Here is a 21358-nt window from a genome sequence, read left to right as displayed (position 1 = left end):
GGCTGCGCCATCTTGGAAAGCGTCGATGAGCGCAACTCCACCATAGGTGTCGTGGGCAAGCGGTTTAAAGAATGCCTATTTTATATTTTTGGCTCTACCGATCACCACGGGATCGTTTCGTTTTCCCAGCGCGTGAACGTCCCCGTCGGGCTGTCCGGCCCGAGCAGCGCAACCCGCACCGCCTCGCGCGCGCCCTCTTCGACAGTCCCCGTGCCCGCGTATCCGTTGAGGTTCGTCTTGATGAATCCCGGGGAGACGGCGTTGACCTTGATCCCCTCCGGCTCCAGCTCGATTGACATGGCGACTGTCAAAGCATTGAGAGCCGTCTTGGACGCAGGGTAGACGGGGCCAAAAATCGAGCGGAGGGAGAAGGCCGGGTCGACGTTCCTCGTTAGCGACCCGGCGCCGCTCGACACGTTGACGATGCGGGCGCCCGGCATCTCGCGCAGGAGCGGCAGCATTGCCTGGTAGACGGCAAAGACGCCGAGCACGTTGGTCTCCCATACCGCGCGCATTTCATCGAGGGACACGTTGCTCGGGCGAGTCGTGGCTGCGTATTCCTCGACGGACTGACCGAGCCGCTTATTCGTATTCGAGATTGCCGCGTTTTGGATGAGCACGTCGAGGCGGCCAAACTCCGAGTTACGGGAGTTACGGTGACAGTGCACTTAATATGCAGCAATTAAGTGCACCGTAATAGTATTGAGAGGTGTGCGGAGATTTTCCAGCGTTGTGGTCCGCGAGCCGCTTCCTCAGGTCGGAGTGATACCGACGTAACGCTGGCCCAAGACTGCTTCGCGCGAAAGGATCTGTCGGCCCCGCCCCGTCAAGACCTCGCAGGACACGTCCTGCGAAGCGCCATCAGGCGCGAAGCAGGATGGTGCGCCACTCAGAACTAAACTGCGAAACTCTTATGGCATTGAGATCGCTATCTAAATTCTAGGCCCTGAGAAGTAGCCATCCTCAATCCAGATCGCTTGTCGGGGGTTCGAGTCGGTGGAACGCTACCGCTTTTCCCCACACCAGCCAAACCTACGATATCTCATCCAATCCTTCGCATGAGCGGTTCAGCCCCTGGGGGCTCAGCCGTTACGTTCTTAGCAAAGGACGTTGAAAGGCCGCAAACCTCTATATCAGGGGGACGCTGCCCAACGCGCCGAAGTTCGAAAAGTGGCGCATGTTCGGCGTGCGCCTGGGTGCCACCCGGCGGTGGTTGGCACCTGGGCCCCTCTCACATCCTTGACCGTGCGTCGTCGCTGAGCAACTTTCGCTCTTGAGCGGTCAACGGACCGACCTCCTCCGACGTGATAGCGCCATTGCCGAGGATACGCAGAGCATTGCGAGGATCATAATTTAGATTGCTCTCACGCTTCGTATCTTTCCGCTCATTCGCGGGCGTCTCTTCTCCGTTTCCTCCACCGAAGCGGAGGAACTCGACCATGATGATGGAAGGTTGATCATTGTTGCCGGACTGTGCTGGTGTCGCGACTTGCTGGACCGAACCGGCAACGTTCGAGGCTGATGTCAGCGCCGCGATCGGCGGGCCTTGTATTGTAGGCAGGCCCGTCGCCACGCCGCCCACTTGGGCGAGCGAACGCGCCATCCGAAGATCGCCGGTGTGCTTGAGTACAGGGACGACGCCCAAGCCGCCGGCACTGTTGTCGGTGTAACCCAGGGAGGCCGGGAACAGAGTCGCGATCGCCTGGTAGGCGCGCGCGTATTGGCCGAAATAGGGGCTCGAGGCATCCTTGTAGTCAAGACCGACCCGCGTCAGCAGGTCGAGGAAGCCACGGTCGATCGCAAGCTTCATCGCGTCCTGCTGCTGCAGCAGCGAGATGAACTGCGACGGCGTCAGGTTGAACGTGAGGCCGCTGAGGTCGGCGTTGGCCGCCAGCTTGGCGAGCTTGTCGTTGATGGCCACAGGCTGCTGTCCCCGGCCCTCACCCGGGGGTCGACGATCAGCCCGCCCGCCGACAATCCGTCGGTCACCACCGTCGGCGCCGCGCCCGCGGCCGCCCTTGCCGCGGCCTGCGCCGCCTTCAGCGCCTGGATCGTCTGCGCCGCCCGCGTCATCGCGGCCTGGCTCTGCTTTGCGATCGCCGCCGCCTGCTGCGCGGCCTGCGCCGCCGCATCGCTCGTCATCGTCGGCGCCGAGGCCGATCCCCATGGCGCGCCGAAGGGACGGGCGAGCGCCTGCGGCTGCGTCAGCAAGAGGGCGAGCGCGCTCGTGCCTGCGAGCAGCACAGCTTGACCTGTCGTTCGTCGCGTGGAACTGGCTGCGGGAAAAGACAGATGAGCGGACATCGGGCGGGTTCCTTCAGGCGACTGCCCCCTGACGCGACAGCCAGAAGTCGCCGCCGCCTCAGGGGTTTAAGAGGATCTCACCGCTAAGACCGAATTCCGCGTGCCGATGGGACAGGCGCCGGAGAAAAAATCTTTAGGAAATTTTCGTGGCCTGCGCCAATCTAGCTCAAGAGAACGATTCCGCCTGGCAGACGTCGCACATTCGCATTGAAAGCCTGTTCGAGCGCCAGCAGAACTTGCTCTATCTGTCCGATGCTGAAACGACCGTTGAGCTGCTTCTTGGCCAGCGCTCCGTTCATAAGGATAACGCGACCCGGCCAGTAACGGTTGATTTCATCAACCGCTTCCGCGAGCGGAGCATTGCGGAATTCCAGGATGCCCCGGCGCCATTCCGAGGCAAGGACCAGGTCGACAGCCCCAATCTGGCTGATTCCGGCCTGGTCGTAGTGGACACGCTGACCTGGCCGGAGATCGACGGTATCAGACCGGTGCTCGATCCGCGTTTCGCCCTCAAAGCAGGTTACGGTGACGGGAGGGTGTTCGCCGGTCGCGGTAAATCGGATGTCGAACCTTCCTCCATCGGAGATGGTTCTGCCGCTCGCAGCGAGCACGACAAGCGAAGGCCCGACCTGGGGCCGGGTGGTGAACGACGCCTCACCGGCGATGAGCTGAATACGCTGCTCCGCCGCGGTCGTTTCCCGCACTGCAAGGCTGGTGCGTGTGTTCAGCTCGATTGCGACATCATCTGCAAGCTGCACTGTGCGCTGTTCACCCGCGCCGGTCCGGTAATCCGCAGCGAGTTCGGTAAGGGACGGCCAGAGTCCGATGGGAGGGTTTATCGCACCATAGACAGCCGCCGCCGCAAGCGCAGTAGCGCCGCCGCCCAACACGGCACGGCGGTTCACGGTCCTGCGGCGCAGCGCCATCTTGTCCAGCGCCGCGGCATAATCCTCCTTGGGATCCAGCAAAGCGCGACCGAGCGCACCCATCTCGCGCCACGCGCGCTCCGCTGCATCATAGGCGGCGGCATGGCCGGGATTTTGTGCACGCCACTGCATCGCCGCCTCGATCTCGCCGGGCGTCGCCTCTCCGGATATGAGCTTCTGCACCCAGTCGACAGCCTCGTCCTCGATAGAACTCAATGCCGTCCGGCGGGCCTGCCCCTTGCTCATCCGAGCTTCGTGTCCTTCGTTGTCGCATCCGCCAATCGGCGGGCAGCGGTCTTGGTGGCTCTCACAGCTGAGACTCTTCCTGGAGGCCGGATGCGCCATCTCGACCCTTGAGATCTTTCATGCGCGCGAGATAATACTTGTGCGCACGCAAAATCTCACGCGTCACGGATCTGCGCGAAATGCCGAGCCGGTCCGCAATCTGCTGGCGCGGCATGTTGCCGACGCGTGCGGCCAGGAAAATGGTGCGGCGCTGCTCGGGAAGTTCGGCGAGAACTGTCCGGAAGGCCTCGAGATCGGCCTGCGCGATCAGCGTCTCCTCGGGCGTGGCGGCCTCGTCCGGCACCTCCAGAGCATCGTGATAGTCCGCAGTCGGCCTGTGGCGCTTTTCCCGCCGGCGCTGATCGTCGGCGACGTTGAGCGCAACGCGGAACAGGTAGCTGTGCGGGCTTTGGACTGTCCCGACCGATTCGATGCGCGCGAGACGCAGCCAGGCATCGTGCATGGCATCGCCCGCGAGGTCGGCCGACCCGAGACGATGCGTCAGCCGCGCCTTCAGGTCGTCATACCTCTCGACGAACAGACGCCGGATGATGGCTAGGGAACTGTCGCCCATCGTGGACCGCGCCTTGCGCGCAGCCGCGCATCAGCGCCGGCACAGCCACGAGTTACGCCTGGGGCGTCCGGCACGATCAGAATGCGGACCGGCTGTGCGAAATCCTCAGGCGGCGTCTCGCTGAACCTGACACTGCTCAATGCCGCATCGAACTGGCGATCAACGCCTGCTTCGCCCGTGCTGCCGATCCGACGTGCCTGTTCAATTGCCCCTGATGACCCGATCGAAAACACAACAATGATCCGATAGCGGCCCGGTCGAGCGCCGTTCGACCGACAAAGCGCATCCAGCAGGTTGTCCTGCATCAACGCGTAATAGCGGCTGTTGGCGGCCGAGGGCGATGGACCAGGCGGGACCGACTGATCGGCCGCAGCCTGGGCCGGCAAGACGACGAACATGCTTTCGGCCACGAACCGCGCGGAGAGGCCTGTGCCAGCAAGAAGCCTTTCCAACGCCTCGGCGGGGGTCAGCAGACCCTGCACATCGCTCGATCGGCGTCCGATCGCGAGATTTGCATCGTAGACAACCTCGTTTCCAGTCGCCTCTCCATAGCGGCTGATCGCGGAAATCAACGGCTGCGCTGGAATCGAGAACGCGATGCGCGCATCTTCATGCGCCGGTTGTGCCCATCCCAACCCGGGTGCCGACATCATGCCGACGATGGCAAGATTGAGCGTCCAAAGAGCTGCATAGCCAAACATATAGCTCGGGACATTTCGGAATGAAGGCTCAACCGATTGAAGCATCACGCAGCCCGTCATGCGCACCGGACAGCAATATCAGCTTCACGAACCGCTCCGCTAACGGATAATCCAGTATGCGCAAGCAGCATCCCCACGCCCACTTTAGAAAAACCCTAGTGACCGAAGATAACAGTTTCACGACGGCATGAGGCATGCGCCTATCTGCCGTAGCCGGGGTTATTCTGGGGTTGGCGTCGCCGATGCCGGATTAATCTCGACCGCGCTTTTCAGTTGGTTGCGGGGAGGCGCAACACGCGATCTTTGCGAAATGGCGTCCAGAGCGTGAAAGGCGCACCTTCCGGGTCGCCAGCGCCAGAATCGGTGGTTACGGGGCGCACAACACCTCATTTCTTCGATTGGTTGAAACTGTTTAGGCGACCAGACCATCACGAAGGAACATTTGCCGGTTGCACCAGACATTGACTCGATCGCAACAGGCTAGTTTCCACGAAAGACTGGCTTGCGCTTCTCTCGCTGAGCCATCCGACCCTCCGCATAATCCTGACTGGCATAACATCGATCCGCCGCTCGCTGAGCACGTTCGATATCCGCCGGTCCGTCGCGCCGAGCAAGTTCCTGGAATGCGATCCGCGCGGCCGCCAGACTAAGCGGTGCACCAGACAGCAAATCTGCTATCGCCGCGTCCACGATAATTGCCATCGCTCCGACGCTATCGGCCAGCCAGTTTACCAACCCAAGGCGAAGCGCATCCTCGCCTCCGTAGCGTCGTCCTAACAACACTATCTCGCGTGCCTGAGCCAGCCCGACCACATTGAGGATGGTTGCTATATCTTCAAGCCGATAGGGCAGACCGAGCCTTACCGCAGGTACTCCAAACTGCGCGTTCTTCGTGCAGACCCTCATATCGCACATCAGAGCCAGCTCAAAGCCAGCTCCAAGGCAATAGCCGTTGATCGCAGCAATGCTCGGCTTGGTAAGCGCGCGAAACTGAGTAGCGACGTCGCGCTGCAGGGCGTTGTAAGCGGCTGCAGCGACAGGATCGGCACGAACCTTGTCGAACTCGCTGATATCATTGCCGGAACAGAAGCTGCGATCGCCCGCGCCCTCAAGCAGCAGGACACGGACGCCGGCGTCATCCTGCACCTGCGCCAGAAGCTTTGGAAAGGCGCGCCACATGTCTTGGTTGATGGCATTCAGCCTGGATGGATTTTCGAATGTGAGCCGAGCAACGCCTCCCTCGATCGTCAGACGTAACATTTTCCCAACTCCGTCCGTTTCGGCATTCTCAGTGCAATCCGAGGCAAACCCAGCTTCGCGTGAAGGGCTCTCGCTTATACGTCGACGCGATCACTTCCTCCTCTAGGCGGTGCGCTCGCTGTTCGATTTGGCAAAAGGCGGCACCAAACGGCTGGCGATCTCCAGATGTCGACGGAGGAGCGTGGCTGCCCAAATCTGGTCGCGCGCCGAGAGAGCATCCATAATCTCGCAATGTTCGCGCACCAACGTCTGGATACGATCCTCGTCATCGTAGACGTAGTATTCGCTGAGTTGACGAAGCCTGTTCTGTTGTTCGACCGCTTGCGCAATGAACCGGTTTCCCGACATGATGGCAAGCATTTCGTGGAACTTGGCGTTGGTATCGAATATTTCTCTGCCGCTGAGTTTCCCGCTCTTCGCACGGATTAGCATCTGCTCGTGCGCCTCGCGGCACCGCTCCATTGTCGGCCTGTCCAGCAGAAAGGTCGCCTCCATCAATCCTGCCGGCTCTACGATGATACGGAAGCGATAGCTGGCAGCATAAGCCTCCGCAGAATTAAGGCTCGGCATGAATATCCAGCCATGGCCGGTGCTTCGTCTGACCAGGCCATCCTGGGACATCTTCGTGAGAGTGCGGACGAGCTGAGCACGCGATACCTCGTACCGCCTCATGAAGCTTGCTTCGGTGAATTGCTCTGGAACTCTATCGCGCATGCGGTCCATGGCAATTCGGTCATACAACGACACGTCCGGCGGCGGCGAGATAGGCAGATCAAGAGCGTCCAAGGTGCTGCCATCGCGTGCGAGATAGTGCCCCTTGTTCGCGGCTGAGATCACGATCCCCTTATCGGTCAGCAACTGGAGCGCAGCCCGGATTGGAGAGCGTGAGACGCCGACTTCCTCGGCGAGCTGGCTTTCCGTCAATCGAGAATCGGCGGGCAACTTTTCACGTCTGATATAATCGATAATCTTGGCGACAACGTCGCTTTGGACCCTGGTTAGTGTGGTATCGCGCATGTTGCTAATGGTCCTGACGTCTGTAGTTCGCTCTCGATTCCACAACGCTCCACTTTACTCACCCGTGGACCCGATTCTAGCGAGATCATCCTTTGAAATCATCTGCAGGACCAGGCCCGCGCCCGCAAGCACAATTATGGCGGTTGATCCAAGGCCCACGTAAAGGCTTCCAGTTGCTTCGCGGAGCCATCCAATCAGCGACGGAGAAACCGCACTACCGACCGCCCCGACCATGCTGACAAAGCCGATCGCACCGGCGGCCCCTCTTCCCTGCAGATACGAAGTTGGGATGGTCCAATAGATCGCCAGTAACGAGACGCCTCCAATGGCTGCAACGGCCATCAGCAGAACGGTCCCGAGCACGCTCGCGGAAGCGAGAGGCAGCAGCAGATAGGCGCCAGCCGTTATCAACGCGCAACCAACGAAATGCCAGCGCCGTTCCATGAAAGCATCGGAACTGCGCGCGATCAGAAGCATCCCTGCAGCGGCTGCGATGGAAATGCCGCCGGTCACCCACCCGATTCTATCAATACTGCCAAGCCCGACGTCTTTCAGCACACTAGGGATCCAGAACGTCGCCGTGTTTGAAGCCGTGTTGGCCGCGAAATTCAAGAGCGCCATGACATAGACGCGCGGGTCCCGCATTGCTTCGACAAAACTGCCTTTGTTTCGCCCGTCGCCAACGGATCCATCTGACTTCAGCTCGTCAGCGAGAAGCTGCTTTTCGCGATCGCTTAGCCATCTGGCACTCTTGGGGTCGTCATCGAGATAGAAATACGCGATGACGCCGAGGACAATGGCCGGAATGGCAAACACCAGGAACAGCCACTGCCACCCACGAAGACCGAACAGGTCATTCATGTTCTGCATTATCATGCCCGATAGCGGGGCACCGATGATGCCGGACAAGGGAACGCCGAGAAAGAATAGACCGATGATGCGGGCGCGAAAGCGTGCGGGGAACCAGAAAGTGAGATACAGCATAATTCCTGGGATGAAGCCGGCCTCCGCGGCGCCAAACAGAAGCCGCAGCACATAGAGATCGGACGCATTGCGGATGAACATCTGGGCGCCACTGACAACTCCCCACAGGATCATGATCCGGAATAGCGTTCTGCGGACACCTACCCGAGCCAGCATCAGGTTGCTGGGAATATCGAAGAGGCTGTAGGTAACGTAGAACAATCCGGCGGCCAATCCATAGTGCGCGTCAGTCAGATGGAGATCGCCGAGAAATTGCAGCTTCGCAAAGCCAATATTGACACGATCAATGTAGCAAACGAAATACAGCAACAGGATGAATGGAATCAATCGGTATGACACCTTCCGGAAAATCTCATCCGATGCTTCCGGTGGCGACAAGCTGGCTATCTGCATTTCCCGCTCTCTCCTGGACACTACACGCGCTATGCGGTTGGAAATTTGGAAGCAGGTGACGAAGCCCCTTCCTCCCCTTGAAGCGCTTCGTCTCGAGAGCGGCGCAGTGAGGGAAGCGCTATCAACACCGCAAGCATGGCGGTGACGATCATTAGCCCGAGCGCAATGGGATGTCGGGCGAACGTCGTCCAATCTCCATCCGAGAGCAGCAGCGCACGGCGCAATTGTTCGTCGAGTTGCTTGCCCAGGACTAGCCCCAGCAACAACGGTGCCACCGGAAAATCCAGCTTCTTGAGCGCGTATCCAAGGACTGCGAACCCGGTCAGCACATAGATGTCAAAGACCTGATTGCTTTCTGCGAATGCACCGATTGCCGCGAGCACGAGGATGCCGGGAAACAGAAATACATACTTGATGCGAAGCAGGGAAACCCAGATTCCGATCAACGGAAGGTTCAGGATCACCAGGATCAAATTTCCGATCCACATGCTGGCGATCAGTCCCCAGAACAGGTCCGGCTGACGTATCATGACCTGCGGCCCCGGGGCGATGCCGTGCGTGATCATCGCCCCCATCATCAGCGCCATTAGCGCATTTGGCGGGATGCCCAGGCTCAGCATGGGAATAAAGTTGGCCTGAGACGCTGCATTGTTGGCTGATTCCGGACCGGCGACACCTTCCACCGCGCCGCGCCCGAACATTCCTGGACGTCGCGAGACTTTGCGCTCCAGGCTATAAGCTCCAAATGCCGCGATAGTCCCGCCGCCGCCCGGCAAGATTCCGAGCAGCGTTCCGAGAGCAGTGCCGCGCAGGACAGGCGCCCACGACCGCCTGAAGTCGTCGCGGGTCGGCCAGAGGCTCGTAATCTTCGCAATATTGCGTCCCTTGCCGTCAGTATCCTCCAGACTGCTGGCAATCTCGGCGATTCCAAACAGACCGATCGAGACTGCCGTGAAGCCCAGCCCATCCGAGAGTTCGAACATTCCAAAGGTGAAACGTTCGACGCCCGAATTGACGTCCATCCCCACCAGACTGAGCAATATCCCTATCAGCACCATGGCTATGGCTTTCGCAATGGAGCCTCCGGACAACAGCACTCCTGAGACGAGGCCAAGCGCCAGCAGCGCGACGTATTCCTCCGGCCCGAACAGAAGCGCCAGCTTGACCAGCGTCGGCCCCGCGATGGCGATGAACACCGTAACAACGCAACCGGCAAAGAACGAGCCGAGTGCGGCTGTGGCCAACGCGGCACCCGCTCGCCCTTGCAGCGCCATCTGGTGACCATCAAGACAGGTGACGACGGTCGATGCCTCGCCGGGAATGTTGACGAGGATCGACGTGATCGAGCCGCCGTACTGAGCGCCGTAGTAGACGCCGGCGAGCATGATGATCGCGCCGACCGGCGGCAGGTAAAACGAGATCGGGAGCAGGATCGCGAAAGTGGCCAGTGGCCCGATGCCAGGAAGGACACCGATCAGTGTCCCCAACAGGGCGCCAAGGAAACAAAAGCCGAGATTCTGCAGACTGACCGCGACGCTCATCCCGTAGATGAGATTGTTCAGGAGATCCATGTCGGCCACACGCTGATATTGAGTCCGAGGAGATATTTGAAGATCAAGACGGCCAGAGCGCAGATGATAATGATGGTGGCGCAGCGTTGCTTCCAGCCGGGAAACGGAGCAGCGAGCGATCCAATGAAAGCGCAACAGCCGCTGGCGAGGACTAGTCCGGCATGCTCGATCAGAACGCCGAAGGTCAGCACGCCGAGTATCAGCGCGCTGAGAGGACGCCATGACCAGGCCGTCATTTTCACCGGCGCTCTCAAACCTTGCGCGCCAATGAAGGCGCCTGTCGCGAGTACTCCATAGGCAATGAGCCTGGGCAAGTAAGCGGCGCCGGCCGTCCCTCCCGCATCAGCAGGCAATCGTGCGACAAGCAACAGCGTCACTATGCCGATTGCGAGCACCAGCAATCCTGCAATCACGTCCCGGTTCATCTCGATCCTTTCGATAAGGATGTCAGCGCTGACCGGCGGCGCGAGGCAAGCACGCACCGCATCCGGACAAACGGCTCACTGTCTAAGCGCCGCCTTGATGCGCGAGAGTTGCTCCTGCTGAGCTGATGCAAACTCCGCTGCATTCCGATAGTTGGAGGGCTCCCCGACCCGTTCGGCAAATTTGCGCCAGGTATCGCGGTCCATCGCCTGACGGAACCTGTCGTGAAGATATTTGACGACGTCGGGCGGCAGCCCGGCCGGACCAACAAGACCCTTCATGTTGGTGCACACTACGTCGTATCCCTTTTCCTTCAAGGTCGGCACGTCGGGATAATGGCTGGAGCGCTCCGCACCAGTGCTGGCAAGGACACGGATCGTGTTCGCCTGCACCTGGCCTTCGATTTCCTCGGTCGCTCCCAGGGCAATGTCGATCTGGCCGGCGATCAACGCCTGAATAGCCGGCGAACCGCCCTGATACGGAACGTGCTTGAGTTTCACGCCCGCGGCACGCTCAAGCAGTACTCCGGCAGAATGCGTCAGACCGCCGAGGCCGGTATTGGCCTGCGAAATCTCGCCTGGCTTGGCTTTGGCCGCGGCGATGACGTCCTCTATCGTCTTGAACGGTGAATTGGCGGCGACGATGAAGAAGAAAGGATTGTTGGTCAGGCGAATGATGGACGTGAAATCTTTGTCGGGATCGTACGGCACTTCGCGATGGGCCGGAACCGACGTCGTCTCCGAGCCACCGGCCACCAGCAACGTGTATCCGTCGGGCTTCGACCGCGCGACCTGCTGCGCGGCGAGAACGCCCGCGGCACCAGGCTTGTTCGTGACGACCAAGGGGACCGGAAAGCCTTCCTGCGCAGCCGCAGCGATGATTCGGGCGGCTTGATCGCTACCTCCACCTGGAGCGAATCCCACGACAATTTCGATCGGTTTCTTCGGCGTCCATTCTTCCGCCTGGATCGCTCCCGCCCACAAAGAGAGCAACGCCGCACCGATTGCTGTCCACGTGCCTATCTTCATTTCGTCCTGCCTTGGGTTTCCAACATGTTGTTGTGATAGTTCCTAGATGGGTGCCGCGCCGAAGCCCCCGCCTCCTGGCGTCTCGAGCGTCAGCCGGGCACCGGGCTGGACGATCAGGATCTCGCGGGGATCCACTGGCGCTCCGTCGAGAAGAACCCGCCCTGTTGCTCCAGGTCCGCCTCCCTGCAATCCGGGAGCAGGAGTCCTGAGCCGATCCGCCATGAAAGACACGGTGACCGGACTATCGGCGAGCAAGAGGAGTTCGAACACCTGCCCGTCACCGCCGCAATGCAGCCCGTGGCCGCCGGTGCCTCGTCTCAGCGCACGACGCTGGACGCGCACCGGAGCCTGCGATTCGATGACCTCGATCGGCGTGTTGGAAAGATTGCTCGGAAAACTCAGGGTCGGCAGACCAGCCCCGTTCGCACCGGCGCCCTGCCCTCCGTTGAGGAAAAAAGTGGACGTGAAGCGCTGGCCTTGATGCTGTCCTGATAAATGAACGCACCACAGGGGCGAGCCAGATGCCGCCCGCACCTTGTCGGGCATGACAGGCGCGAGCGCGCCCATGACGGCTGGCGGAATGAGGTGCCCTGTCATCGCCCGTGCGCTGACCGCTGCGGGGAAGCGCGGATTGAGGATCGACCCCAGCGGAGCCGAGGCAGCAATGGGCCGGAACGAGCCATCGTTGTTGGGCACGGTCGGCGCCAGCACGCATTTGAGAGAGTAGGCCGTATACGCAAACGTGTAGATCGGAACGACGTTGATCGCCTTCGGCAGTTGCAGCGATGAACCGGCATAGTCAACACTCACGGCCTCGTCACCGACATCGATGCGACAGCGAATCACCACCGGCTCGACGAAGCCATCGACGCTGATTTCATTTTCATAGGTTCCGTTCGGCAGAGCACGAATTGCGTCACGCATCGCGCCTTCAGCGCGGAGCTGCATTTCGCTTCCGACCGATGTCAGCTCGCAACCGGTATCTTCGAGCGTGTCGAGCAGCCGCCTTGCCAGCATCTTGTTCGCTGCAACCTGCGCCCACAGGTCGCCCATGACCTGATCGGGTACACGCACATTGTTGCGGATGATTTCGACCAGCGTCTCGTTGACGACGCCACCATCGACCAGCTTTGTCGGCGGAATGCGCAGCCCCTCTTCGAAAAGCTCTGCGGTGCTCGGCGAACGCAAACGTCCGCCGATGTCGGGTGCATGGGCCGCCGTGCCGGAAAAGCCCACCAGCTCCTCACCTCGGAAGATCGGCACCGCGACGTTGATATCGGGGAGATGCCCGGTGCCGAGCCAGGGATCGTTTGTGATCATGACGTCACCGGGACGCAGCTTCTCCCGCGGAAAGACTTTCAGGAAATGGCGAACCGTAGCCGGCAGCGTGCAAATAAAAGAAGGAATGCTCTGGCTCGACTGAGCGAGCAATTGGCAATCGCGATCAAGCAGCACCACGGCATAGTCGTTGGACTCTCGTACGATCGTTGAGAACGATGTGCGCACCAGAGTCGCCGCGGCCTCATCCACGAGGCTGACCAAGCGAGTCCACAGAATTTCGAGCGAAATCGGATCGATGCCGTTCATGGCCGAACCTCCAAATGAACGAGAACACTAAGATTCTCGAGAATCTCCACGCGAGCCGCCATTGGAACGACGATGGTCGATTCCTCTTCCTCCAGAATCAGCGGTCCTTCCAGGCAGCAGCCCGCCGGCACGGCGTATCTTTCGTAGACCGGCACCTCCTCGAAGGTGTCTGTCTCGGTCCTGAAGATGACTCTGCGAGCCTTGGGGCGGGCCGCGCCTCCGCGATCTTGGTTGCTTGGCCAAACGAAATGCCTGACATCCTGACGGGTCGCGCCCACGACGCGCCACGTGACGGTTTCGGGCGTACCCGACGGCAACAGCCCGCCATAGTTCTCCTGATACTTGCGCTGAAACGCGTCCGTGAGATCGGCACCGAAAGCTGCGTCCGGATTCCGGAAAGGGAATGCGACCGTGAGATTTGCGCCCTGGCCCGCATAGCGCATCTCGACCAGCAGTTGCCAATCAACCTCAGCATCACGCGGCGCCGCCGCGCTCAATTCGGCCTCGGCATCCGCCTTCAGGCCGGCAAGCACTCTCGCCAGCTCGGCCCAATCGACGGCGTCTATTCGCGTCGACCGTGACCAGGACCGATCGACTCGCACCGGCGCAGCCAGAAAGCCGAGACATGACCCCGTGCCCACGGCGATGGGAAAGAGAACCCTTGGAACGCGCAGCTTGCGCGCAATTTCCACCGCGTGAACGGGCCCCGCGCCTCCGGTGGCCACCAAGGTGAAGTTGCGCGGATCTTGCGCCTTTTCGGCAATGTGAACCCTGGCAGCCCCCGCCATCGCCTCGTTGACAACATTGAAGATGCCCTTGGCGACCGCCTCGGCGGAAAGCGTCAGGCGCTCACCCAGAGCACGAAGGGCTCGCATCGCCGCATGAAGATCGAGACGCATGCGCCCACCCAGAAAATAATCCGGATTGAGATATCCGAGCGCCAGATCGGCGTCAGTTACCGTGGGCTGTTGGCCGCCTTGGCCATAGCAGGCCGGGCCGGGCTCCGCACCGGCGCTTTGCGGGCCGACGGTGAGCAGTCCCAGCTCGCTCGTCCTCGCGATGCTCCCTCCACCCGCGCCGATTTCAATGAGATCGATGCTGGCCACCAGGAGCGGAAATCCGCTCCCCTTCTTGAAACGCCGCACGCGCGCGGCCTCGAAAACATGCACAACCGAGGGCGCGCCGGAGAGGATCGTGCAGATTTTGGCGGTGGTGCCGCCCATATCAAAGGCCAGAATGTCCTCGAAACCCGCGGCGCGGCCGGCGTTGGTCGCACTCAACACGCCGCCGGCGGGGCCGGACTCGATCGTGGAGATCGGCACGTCCGCAGCCGCGGTGACGGAACTGGTTCCGCCGCTCGATACCATGATGCGCAAGCTCGCTTCGATTCCCGCCTGCCGCAGCCGGCTCTCCAGCTCACCGAGATATCGCCTGACGATTGGTTGCACGTAAGCATTGGCGATAGTGGTGGTGGTCCGCTCATATTCGCGGATTTCGCCAGCGACCCGCGACGAGAGGCTCACGCACATTCCGGGAAAGGCATCACGAAGCGCCGCGCCAACTTCGTTTTCGTTGGCCGCATTGACGCAGGAATGAAGAAGCGAGACGGCAACGGACTGCACATTGGCCGCCCGCAGCTTCGCGACAAGATCGGCAAGTGCATCTTGGGGGCGCTTCAGAACTGCGCCGTCTGCCGTGGTGCGCTCGGCGATTTCGAAGCGACGCTCGGCAGGAACCAGGGGCTCAGGCATCTCGATATCGAGATCATAAAGATCGTACCGAACCTCGCGCCGTATATCGATCACATCGGCTGTACCCGCGGTGGCGACGAGCGCGGTGGGAACGCCCTTGCGTTCGATAAGGGAATTCGTGACGAGCGTGCTGCCGTGAATCACCTCCGCTACGTCGGCGGAGACACTTCGCTTAGCACGTGCCGCGACCGCCGCGAGCAGGTCATTGACGACATTAGAGAGCGCCTCACCAGGGTCATTTGGGGTCGTCAAACGCTTGGCCAGGTAAACTCGACCGTCGGAAATTTTCTCGATCACGCCGTCGGTAAAGGTCCCACCGATATCCACGGCAATACGATAGCCCATAAACTCCATCCTCCCGGCAAGGCCTTCTATGGAATATTATCTACATAAAAAACAATAGCGTGCAACCCTTCCAGATGCGCTGAATTCGATCAATACTTCAAAAATTTCGCTCTTTTCACGCGCATTCTGCCTCACTTTTCGCCATTTCGTCTCCTGTCACCTCCCAAAGCACCTCTTGCAGAATGTTTTTTCTGAATATAAAAGACCATACATCGAGCTGAGATGAACCAGCCCCGGGTGGACGCCCGGTCACGCGCATCGGCGACTTTCGTCGAATGCGATCAAGATCATGAAGGAGATGGTGACGTGGACAATCTGCTGATGCTGCGGGGCGCCCGCAAACTGGTGACGACCTGCGCGAACGTTCAGCCAGGAGAGGAAGTCGTAATCGTAACTGATTTCGCCGGGCATCGTGTCGCCGAAGCGGTCGCTGCGGCCGCACTCGAGCGTACCGACGCGGTCAACATCATCGTCATGCCGCCAAGGTCGATCGACGGAGAAGAGCCAACCAAGACCGTCGCTGCGGCGATGTCTGCGGCCAACGTCCTGTTCACGCCGGTCAAACAGTCAATCACTCACACCTATGCAACCCGCACCGCGATCGGAAATGGCGCGCGAGGCATCATGCTGTCGCAGTTCAATCCGAACATGCTCGTGACCGGTGGCATCAACGCCGATTTCGAAGCGATCCGGCCGCTCTGCTTTAAAGTCGGCGAACTTCTCGCCAACTGCGACAAGGTGCATCTCACCACACCCGCCGGAACGGATTTGCGTCTGAGCCTGAAGGGCCGTCCGTCGAACCCGCATTGCGGCCTGGTTCGCAAACCGGGCGACTTTACGACCGTGCCGAATATCGAATGCAGTTCGTCTCCCATTGAGGGGACTTCAGAGGGCGTCATCATCGTCGACGCGAGCATCCCCTATTACGGCGTCGGCCTCGTGAAGGAGCCGATAAGGTTCGATGTCGCCAACGGTCGCGTGACACGAATCTCTGGCGGCTATCAGGCGGACTTCCTCGATCAACTTTTGGCCCGTCAGGGAGACCCAGCCGTCTACAACATCGCCCAGATATCGTTCGGCCTCAATCCGCATTGTCCTATGGAAGGCGTGATGTTGCACGACGAAGGCGTCTATGGGACGGCCCATATCGGCATCGGAACCAGCGTCCTCCTCGGTGGTGAGGTGAAGACCCTCACTCATTTCGATTCGCTGATGTGGAAGCCGACCCTCTCGCTCGACGGCAAGGTCGTCCTGAAGGACGGCAAGTGGTTGCTGCCGGAAGCCGAGGTCATCCACAGCGGACGAGCCTAGCCCGGATCCGCCGCGATCAAGGTCGCGGCGGATCCTCTCCTTAACATTATTTCCATCATCTCTGGAGAACCCAGATGCACGACTCCGCTCGACAAAGTGCGCCACAGGACCGTCTAGCTCGCTTGAGAATTTCTGGCCGGGCCGGCTTGGGAGATAAATCAGTACGCCAGGCGGATCTCGATTTGCTGGCCAAGGCCCCAGCCGGTTTTCTTGACACGACCCATTTCGACACCGTGAGGTTTCCGCCGCCTCCCTGGGCCGTCGAGACATTTGACCGGGCCGCGCGCGATGGAGCTCTCGCCTATACGGGTTACCGCGGACATCCCGATGTCCTCAAGGACGTGGCGGATAGCACGGGCAGGTTTGTCGGGATCACATTGCGTCCCGAGCAGAACGTCATCCTGACACCCGGCACCCAAGGCGGATTGTTCGCGTCTCTGGGCGCCCTGGTTCAGGAAGGCGATCGTGTCGCTCTGATGGAGCCGGACTATCTCTTCAGCGAACGAATCCTTCGCTTTCTCGGCGCAGAGGCGGGCCATGTTCCGCTGCATCTCGATGCCGGCGACCCACATCCGGACTTCGACGTCCTGGAAGCCGAATTTGCGAGCCGCGGCGCTCGGCTGTTCGTATTCTCTCATCCTAACAATCCATCTGGCGCGGCATTTTCGGAGGCCGTGATCAGCCGCATCGCGGAACTGGCAAAGCGCTACGATGTCACTGTTCTGGTGGATGAACTCTATGCCAGACTGATACACGAGGGACCCTTCACTCACTTGGCTGCGCAGCCCGGCATGTTTGAGCGCACGGTGACATTGCTTGGGCCGAGCAAGACCGAATCCTTGAGCGGCTACCGCCTTGGCGTGGTGCTTGCACCGGAGAAGATAGCTACCCGCATTGAGGACGTGCTGTCCGTCACTGCGCTGCGCGCACCTGCTTATGCGCAGCATCTCCTCACGTCATGGCTGCGCGACGACCATGCCTGGCTGGCAGAGCGCATGATCGCCTTCACTGCGCTAAGGAGGCTCACCGAGCAGAAGCTGCGTCAGCTGCCCTGGCTCAAATGGCAGCCGCAACGTGGCACCGCCTATGCATGGGCCGACGTCAGCGCCCTTGAGCTTCCCGGGCCGACGGTGGCCGAGGCTCTTCTCACGGAGGCTGGCGTATTGGTCAGCCCCGGATACCAATTTGGCCCCGCAAGCGGCGGACATTTTCGGGTTTGCTACGCGCGGGATGAGACCGAGTGGAGCTCGGCGCTAGATCGTATGGTTCGCACGCTGGACAAGCTGAAGAAGAAGCGCCGCATTTCCGGAGCGGTTGCATGACGAGACGCCAGGCGATTTCGACGGTCGCGGCGCCCGCACCGGCAGGTCCGTATTCGCAAGCCATCAGCGCAGAAGGACGCTTCGTCTTTCTAGCCGGCCAAACACCTCGAACAAAGGATGGGCGGCGCATCAGCGATGCGCCGTTCGTCGAGCAAGCTCGTCTTGCGCTCGACAACCTCGAAGCCGTGGCGCTTGCCGCGGGTCTTTCGCTTCGGCACGCCGTGAAGATAAATGTCTATCTTCGGTCACTCGGGGACATTCCCGCGTTCAACCAAGTGTTCGCGGAGTATATTGGGGATCCACCACCGGCCCGCACGTTGACTCAGAGCGGCTTCATCGATTTCGACATCGAGATCGATGCCATTTTGCTGGCGTGACAGGACCGACCACGCAGCATTGCGCGATAGCAAGCGCCTGGGCCGAACTCTGGAGCGCATCTTCTTCATCGGTCGCCTCTATCGATCGCATTCCGCCCGAGACATCTCTCCCAAGTTCCCTCCGCGGCGGAGGCTAGATCAATCCCGTAAAGCCGACCTCTATGCTAAAGCCGCCGATGAAATGGCGCGCTCCCCGGCATGAGTGCGTCACCGCTACCAGTAAGCGTACGAAATCGAGAAAATCGTAGTGCGGCGTAGGAAATCGTAGCCGGTGGTAGCCGGGGAGCGCTACCGCCTTTCCCCACACTCGACCAGCTTACGGTACCTCCTTCAATCATCGGCTTGATGCAGCACGCAAGTGACTGGGTCAACTCAGGTTTTACTCGCGAAACGTACGTGATGAAAGATCAAGACCACCGACATAGTTGGAGAGCAAACAACATCGCAGAAAATCGAACCCGACCCGTGTGTGTACCGAAACCTAAGCTCGAGCGTAGTGGTGGTGAAGTCCGCCGAGGATGGGGAACGATTTGATGCTTCCGGTCCGCTGAACCGGGCGAGAGACCGGCGCATCTTGGTCCAATGATCGATGCGTTCTGATGTCGTTGTAATAGCGTGAGTAGGATCGCAGAATCCGGCGGAGATGCGCCTCACCAAAAACGACGACATGATCGAGACACTCGCGGCGGATTGATCCAATCAGCCGTTCGGCAAAGCCATTCTGCCAAGGCGATGCCGGTGCGGTAGGCTTGTCCCGAATTCCCATGGCCCGCAATCGGCGTGTGACGATGGTGCCATAAATGCAATCCCGGTCTCGGATCATGTAGCCCGGCGCCTCGTCCCAAGGAAAGGCCTCGGTGACTTGGCGAGCAACCCATTCGGCCGTCGGATTCCTTGTGACGTTGATCCAGACCAGGTCTCTGCGGTCCAGTCGGACGACGACGACGGCATAGAGCAGATCGAAGCCTACGGTCGGAACAACGACCAAATCCATGGCGGCAATTTCCGGCGCGTGATTACGCAAGAAGATCCGCCATCCCTGATTGGGCGGCCCTCGCCGCTTGACCATGTATTTGGCGACGCTTGATTGCGCGACCTCAAACCCGAGCTTGAGCAGTTCGCCATGGATCCGCGGCGCGCCCCAAAGGGGGTTCTCGACGCTGATCTGCCGGATCAACGCGCGCAGCCCCACCGCGATCTGCGGCCGGCCTCCCAAAGATCGCGACTTCCAACGCCAATAATAGCGAAAGCCAGACCGGTGCCAGCAGATGACCGTCTCGGGCCGGATGATGGTAAGAACCTGAAGGATAGACGGGAACCAGCGATACAGCTGGACAAAGAACCAGCGATCGCTATTCGCGAATTGGACACGGCCGGGCAGCCTGCGCCGCAAAACAATCAACTGATGTCGAAGCACCGCGTTCTCGGCCTCAAGCCTCATCTTCGACTTGAGCGGCGAGGCGAGGACGGCCAGAGCGAAAAACAACAGCCCGATCATTCCGCCAGCTTAGGTGATTCCGTCACCTCATCAACTCGGATGAGGTTTTCGGTACACACAGGGAGCTTTCACCGGTCGAAGCGGCCATGCTCGAAAGGGCGGAGGCGACGCAGACGACGCTCAACCCGTTCGTCATCATTGGCCGCGATGCAGCGCTCGCGTCCGCCCGTGAATCCGAGAAGCGCTGGCGCGCCGGCACGCCGCTTGGCGCGCTCGACGGCGTGCCGGTATCGATCAAGGACAACGTCTACACGCAAGGCTGGCCGACGCGCTTCGGTTCGCTTGCCATTGCCGAGCCCGACACGCGAGGTCCCGATAGCCCGTGCGTGGCGCGGCTGCGCGAGGCCGGCGCGGTCATCTTCGGAAAGACGACGCTGCCGGACTACGCCACAAGATCGTCACCGACAGTCCGCTGACCGGGATCACCCGCAATCCCTGGAACCCCGCTCACAGTCCCGGCGGCTCGAGCGGCGGCGCGGCGGCGGCGGTGGCATCCGGCATCGCTCCTCTTGCGGTCGGTACCGACGGCGGCGGCTCGATCCGGGTGCCGGCGGCCTGGAGCGGGATCTACGGCTTGAAGCCGAGTTTCGGTCGTGTGCCGCATCATCCCCGCGGCGCCTATCCGACCGTCAGCCATATCGGCCCGATGACGCGGTCGGTGCGCGACGCTGCCCTGATGCTCAACGTGATGGCGCGTCCCGATCCTCACGACTGGTACGCGCTGCCCTATGACGGTGCCGACTATGCTGCGGACCTCGCGCGTGGCGTCGAGGGATCGCGCGTCGCGGTCAGCGACAATCTCGGCATGGACATCGATGTGGAGCCGGAGATCGCCGCCGCGGTTCGGATCGCCTTCAAGACCCTCGAAAGCCTGGGCGCCCGGATCGAGGCCGATCACCCGACGGAAATTGCAGCCTGCGCCGACGTGCATCGCGTCCATTGGTGCTCGTTCTCGGCGCGGCTTGGCCGGAAGCTCGGTGAACGGACAAGCAGGCTGGACCCGTCGATGCAGGCGCTTGTGCGGATCGGCGAGGGGTTGCCGGCACAGGCCTTCGTGGATGCCGTTGTCGCGCGTGGCGAACTTGGCAGCCGCATCAACACCTTCTTCGAGCGCTACGATCTGTTGGTTGCGCCCGTCATCAATATCAGCGCCCCGGAGATTGCCCGCCTCGATCCGCATCATCCGCCCTTTCCTACGCTGACATCATGGGCCAACCAAACCGGCCTGCCCGCCGCCAGCGTGCCGTGCGGGCTCACCTCTGCCGGGCTGCCGATCGGCGTGCAGATCGTAGGCGGACCGCGCGCCGATGCACGCGTGCTGCAGGCAAGCTACGCATTGGAGCAGGCACTTGGTCGCTTGAAACTCCCGCGCTAGCGCGACGCCGGCCGGCACTTGTCGGCACACGTTCCGAGTCCAGCGTGGCGTGCCATGACACGATTTCGTACATGGAGCCGATATCCGATCCCACGATGGCGCTGCGACCAGGTCTCGGTGTGATCGCCGTAGACAAGCGCCGCGCGGTTGGGAAACACTCGCTCGGCGCGATCCAGAAAGCTGATCGGCGAGAGCGGCGCGAAGTTCGCCGGGCGCCGGCGCAAACTGGCGGCATCCCAAGTTCGGCGAGACATGACTTCCTCCGTGGCGTTCTTTCGACCCGCCTCCGTTCGATGAGGCTGGTGGACGCGATGGGTGGCGCGCTG

The 21358-nt window shown here is 60.9% G+C and carries 18 protein-coding genes and 1 pseudogene; 4 read left to right on the top strand and 15 right to left on the bottom strand.

The window, feature by feature from the left end; genetic code table 11:
- Positions 1 to 101: 101 nt before the first annotated feature.
- From OZ411_RS27290 to OZ411_RS27225, 14 genes are all read right to left on the bottom strand, one after another.
- Entirely contained in the window at positions 102 to 668 is a 567-nt protein-coding gene (locus OZ411_RS27290) for an SDR family NAD(P)-dependent oxidoreductase (protein WP_282530441.1), read from the bottom strand.
- A 563-nt stretch (positions 669 to 1231) separates the two neighbouring features.
- A complete protein-coding gene (locus OZ411_RS27285; RefSeq protein WP_282530440.1) occupies positions 1232 to 1921 on the bottom strand; it encodes a hypothetical protein in 690 nt (229 codons plus the stop codon).
- The gene (locus OZ411_RS27280; RefSeq protein WP_282530439.1) at positions 1852 to 2304 is read right to left on the bottom strand and encodes a hypothetical protein; all 453 of its coding nucleotides are present in this window, start codon (positions 2302 to 2304) and stop codon (positions 1852 to 1854) included. The genes OZ411_RS27285 and OZ411_RS27280 overlap by 70 nt, the downstream gene beginning before the upstream one ends.
- Positions 2305 to 2465: 161 nt before the next feature.
- Entirely contained in the window at positions 2466 to 3575 is a 1110-nt protein-coding gene (locus OZ411_RS27275; RefSeq protein ID WP_282530438.1) for a FecR domain-containing protein, read from the bottom strand.
- Complete coding sequence (locus OZ411_RS27270; protein ID WP_282530437.1) at positions 3538 to 4089, bottom strand: sigma-70 family RNA polymerase sigma factor; 552 nt, start codon at positions 4087 to 4089, stop codon at positions 3538 to 3540. Before OZ411_RS27270 ends, OZ411_RS27275 begins: the two co-directional genes overlap by 38 nt.
- Positions 4071 to 4790, bottom strand: coding sequence for an STN domain-containing protein (locus tag OZ411_RS27265; protein ID WP_282530436.1), 720 nt, complete (start codon positions 4788 to 4790; stop codon positions 4071 to 4073). The genes OZ411_RS27270 and OZ411_RS27265 overlap by 19 nt, the downstream gene beginning before the upstream one ends.
- 480 nt (positions 4791 to 5270) lie before the next feature.
- The gene (locus tag OZ411_RS27260) at positions 5271 to 6050 is read right to left on the bottom strand and encodes an enoyl-CoA hydratase-related protein (RefSeq protein ID WP_282530435.1); all 780 of its coding nucleotides are present in this window, start codon (positions 6048 to 6050) and stop codon (positions 5271 to 5273) included.
- A gap of 102 nt (positions 6051 to 6152) precedes the next feature.
- Positions 6153 to 7067: a GntR family transcriptional regulator gene (locus tag OZ411_RS27255; RefSeq protein WP_282530434.1), complete on the bottom strand. Its 915-nt coding sequence runs from the start codon at positions 7065 to 7067 to the stop codon at positions 6153 to 6155.
- 54 nt (positions 7068 to 7121) lie between these two features.
- Positions 7122 to 8444: an MFS transporter gene (locus OZ411_RS27250; RefSeq protein ID WP_282530433.1), complete on the bottom strand. Its 1323-nt coding sequence runs from the start codon at positions 8442 to 8444 to the stop codon at positions 7122 to 7124.
- Positions 8445 to 8473: 29 nt separating this feature from the next.
- Positions 8474 to 10015, bottom strand: coding sequence for a tripartite tricarboxylate transporter permease (locus tag OZ411_RS27245; RefSeq protein WP_282530432.1), 1542 nt, complete (start codon positions 10013 to 10015; stop codon positions 8474 to 8476).
- The gene (locus OZ411_RS27240) at positions 10003 to 10440 is read right to left on the bottom strand and encodes a tripartite tricarboxylate transporter TctB family protein (RefSeq protein WP_282530431.1); all 438 of its coding nucleotides are present in this window, start codon (positions 10438 to 10440) and stop codon (positions 10003 to 10005) included. Before OZ411_RS27240 ends, OZ411_RS27245 begins: the two co-directional genes overlap by 13 nt.
- A 75-nt stretch (positions 10441 to 10515) precedes the next feature.
- Positions 10516 to 11466 carry a tripartite tricarboxylate transporter substrate binding protein gene (locus OZ411_RS27235; RefSeq protein WP_282530430.1) on the bottom strand — a complete coding sequence of 317 codons (951 nt, stop codon included), beginning with the start codon at positions 11464 to 11466 and terminating at the stop codon, positions 10516 to 10518.
- Between the two features lie 42 nt (positions 11467 to 11508).
- Positions 11509 to 13053, bottom strand: coding sequence for a hydantoinase B/oxoprolinase family protein (locus OZ411_RS27230; RefSeq protein ID WP_130583175.1), 1545 nt, complete (start codon positions 13051 to 13053; stop codon positions 11509 to 11511).
- On the bottom strand, positions 13050 to 15149 hold the full coding sequence (locus tag OZ411_RS27225; protein ID WP_282530429.1) for a hydantoinase/oxoprolinase family protein: 2100 nt from the start codon (positions 15147 to 15149) through the stop codon (positions 13050 to 13052). The genes OZ411_RS27230 and OZ411_RS27225 overlap by 4 nt, the downstream gene beginning before the upstream one ends.
- 306 nt (positions 15150 to 15455) lie before the next feature.
- Here OZ411_RS27225 and OZ411_RS27220 point away from each other — a divergent pair, with 306 nt between their 5' ends.
- The 3 genes from OZ411_RS27220 to OZ411_RS27210 all read left to right on the top strand — a co-directional run bounded on the left by OZ411_RS27220 (position 15456) and on the right by OZ411_RS27210 (position 18159).
- Entirely contained in the window at positions 15456 to 16460 is a 1005-nt protein-coding gene (locus OZ411_RS27220; RefSeq protein ID WP_207234610.1) for an aminopeptidase, read from the top strand.
- A 74-nt stretch (positions 16461 to 16534) separates the two neighbouring features.
- Entirely contained in the window at positions 16535 to 17782 is a 1248-nt protein-coding gene (locus OZ411_RS27215; protein ID WP_282530428.1) for an aminotransferase class I/II-fold pyridoxal phosphate-dependent enzyme, read from the top strand.
- A complete protein-coding gene (locus tag OZ411_RS27210; RefSeq protein ID WP_282530427.1) occupies positions 17779 to 18159 on the top strand; it encodes a RidA family protein in 381 nt (126 codons plus the stop codon). The genes OZ411_RS27215 and OZ411_RS27210 overlap by 4 nt, the downstream gene beginning before the upstream one ends.
- A 481-nt stretch (positions 18160 to 18640) precedes the next feature.
- Here OZ411_RS27210 and OZ411_RS27205 read toward each other — a convergent pair whose 3' ends face one another.
- Positions 18641 to 19657 carry an integrase core domain-containing protein gene (locus OZ411_RS27205; RefSeq protein ID WP_282530426.1) on the bottom strand — a complete coding sequence of 339 codons (1017 nt, stop codon included), beginning with the start codon at positions 19655 to 19657 and terminating at the stop codon, positions 18641 to 18643.
- An 86-nt stretch (positions 19658 to 19743) separates the two neighbouring features.
- On the opposite strand from OZ411_RS27205, the pseudogene OZ411_RS27195 reads away from it, so the two are divergent.
- Positions 19744 to 21032, top strand: a pseudogene (locus OZ411_RS27195) (amidase family protein).
- Positions 21033 to 21358: the final 326 nt, after the last annotated feature.

The sequence above is a fragment of the Bradyrhizobium sp. Arg237L genome, from assembly GCF_029990105.1.
Classification (GTDB): domain Bacteria; phylum Pseudomonadota; class Alphaproteobacteria; order Rhizobiales; family Xanthobacteraceae; genus Bradyrhizobium.
This window is presented reverse-complemented; position numbering and strand designations above follow the sequence as displayed.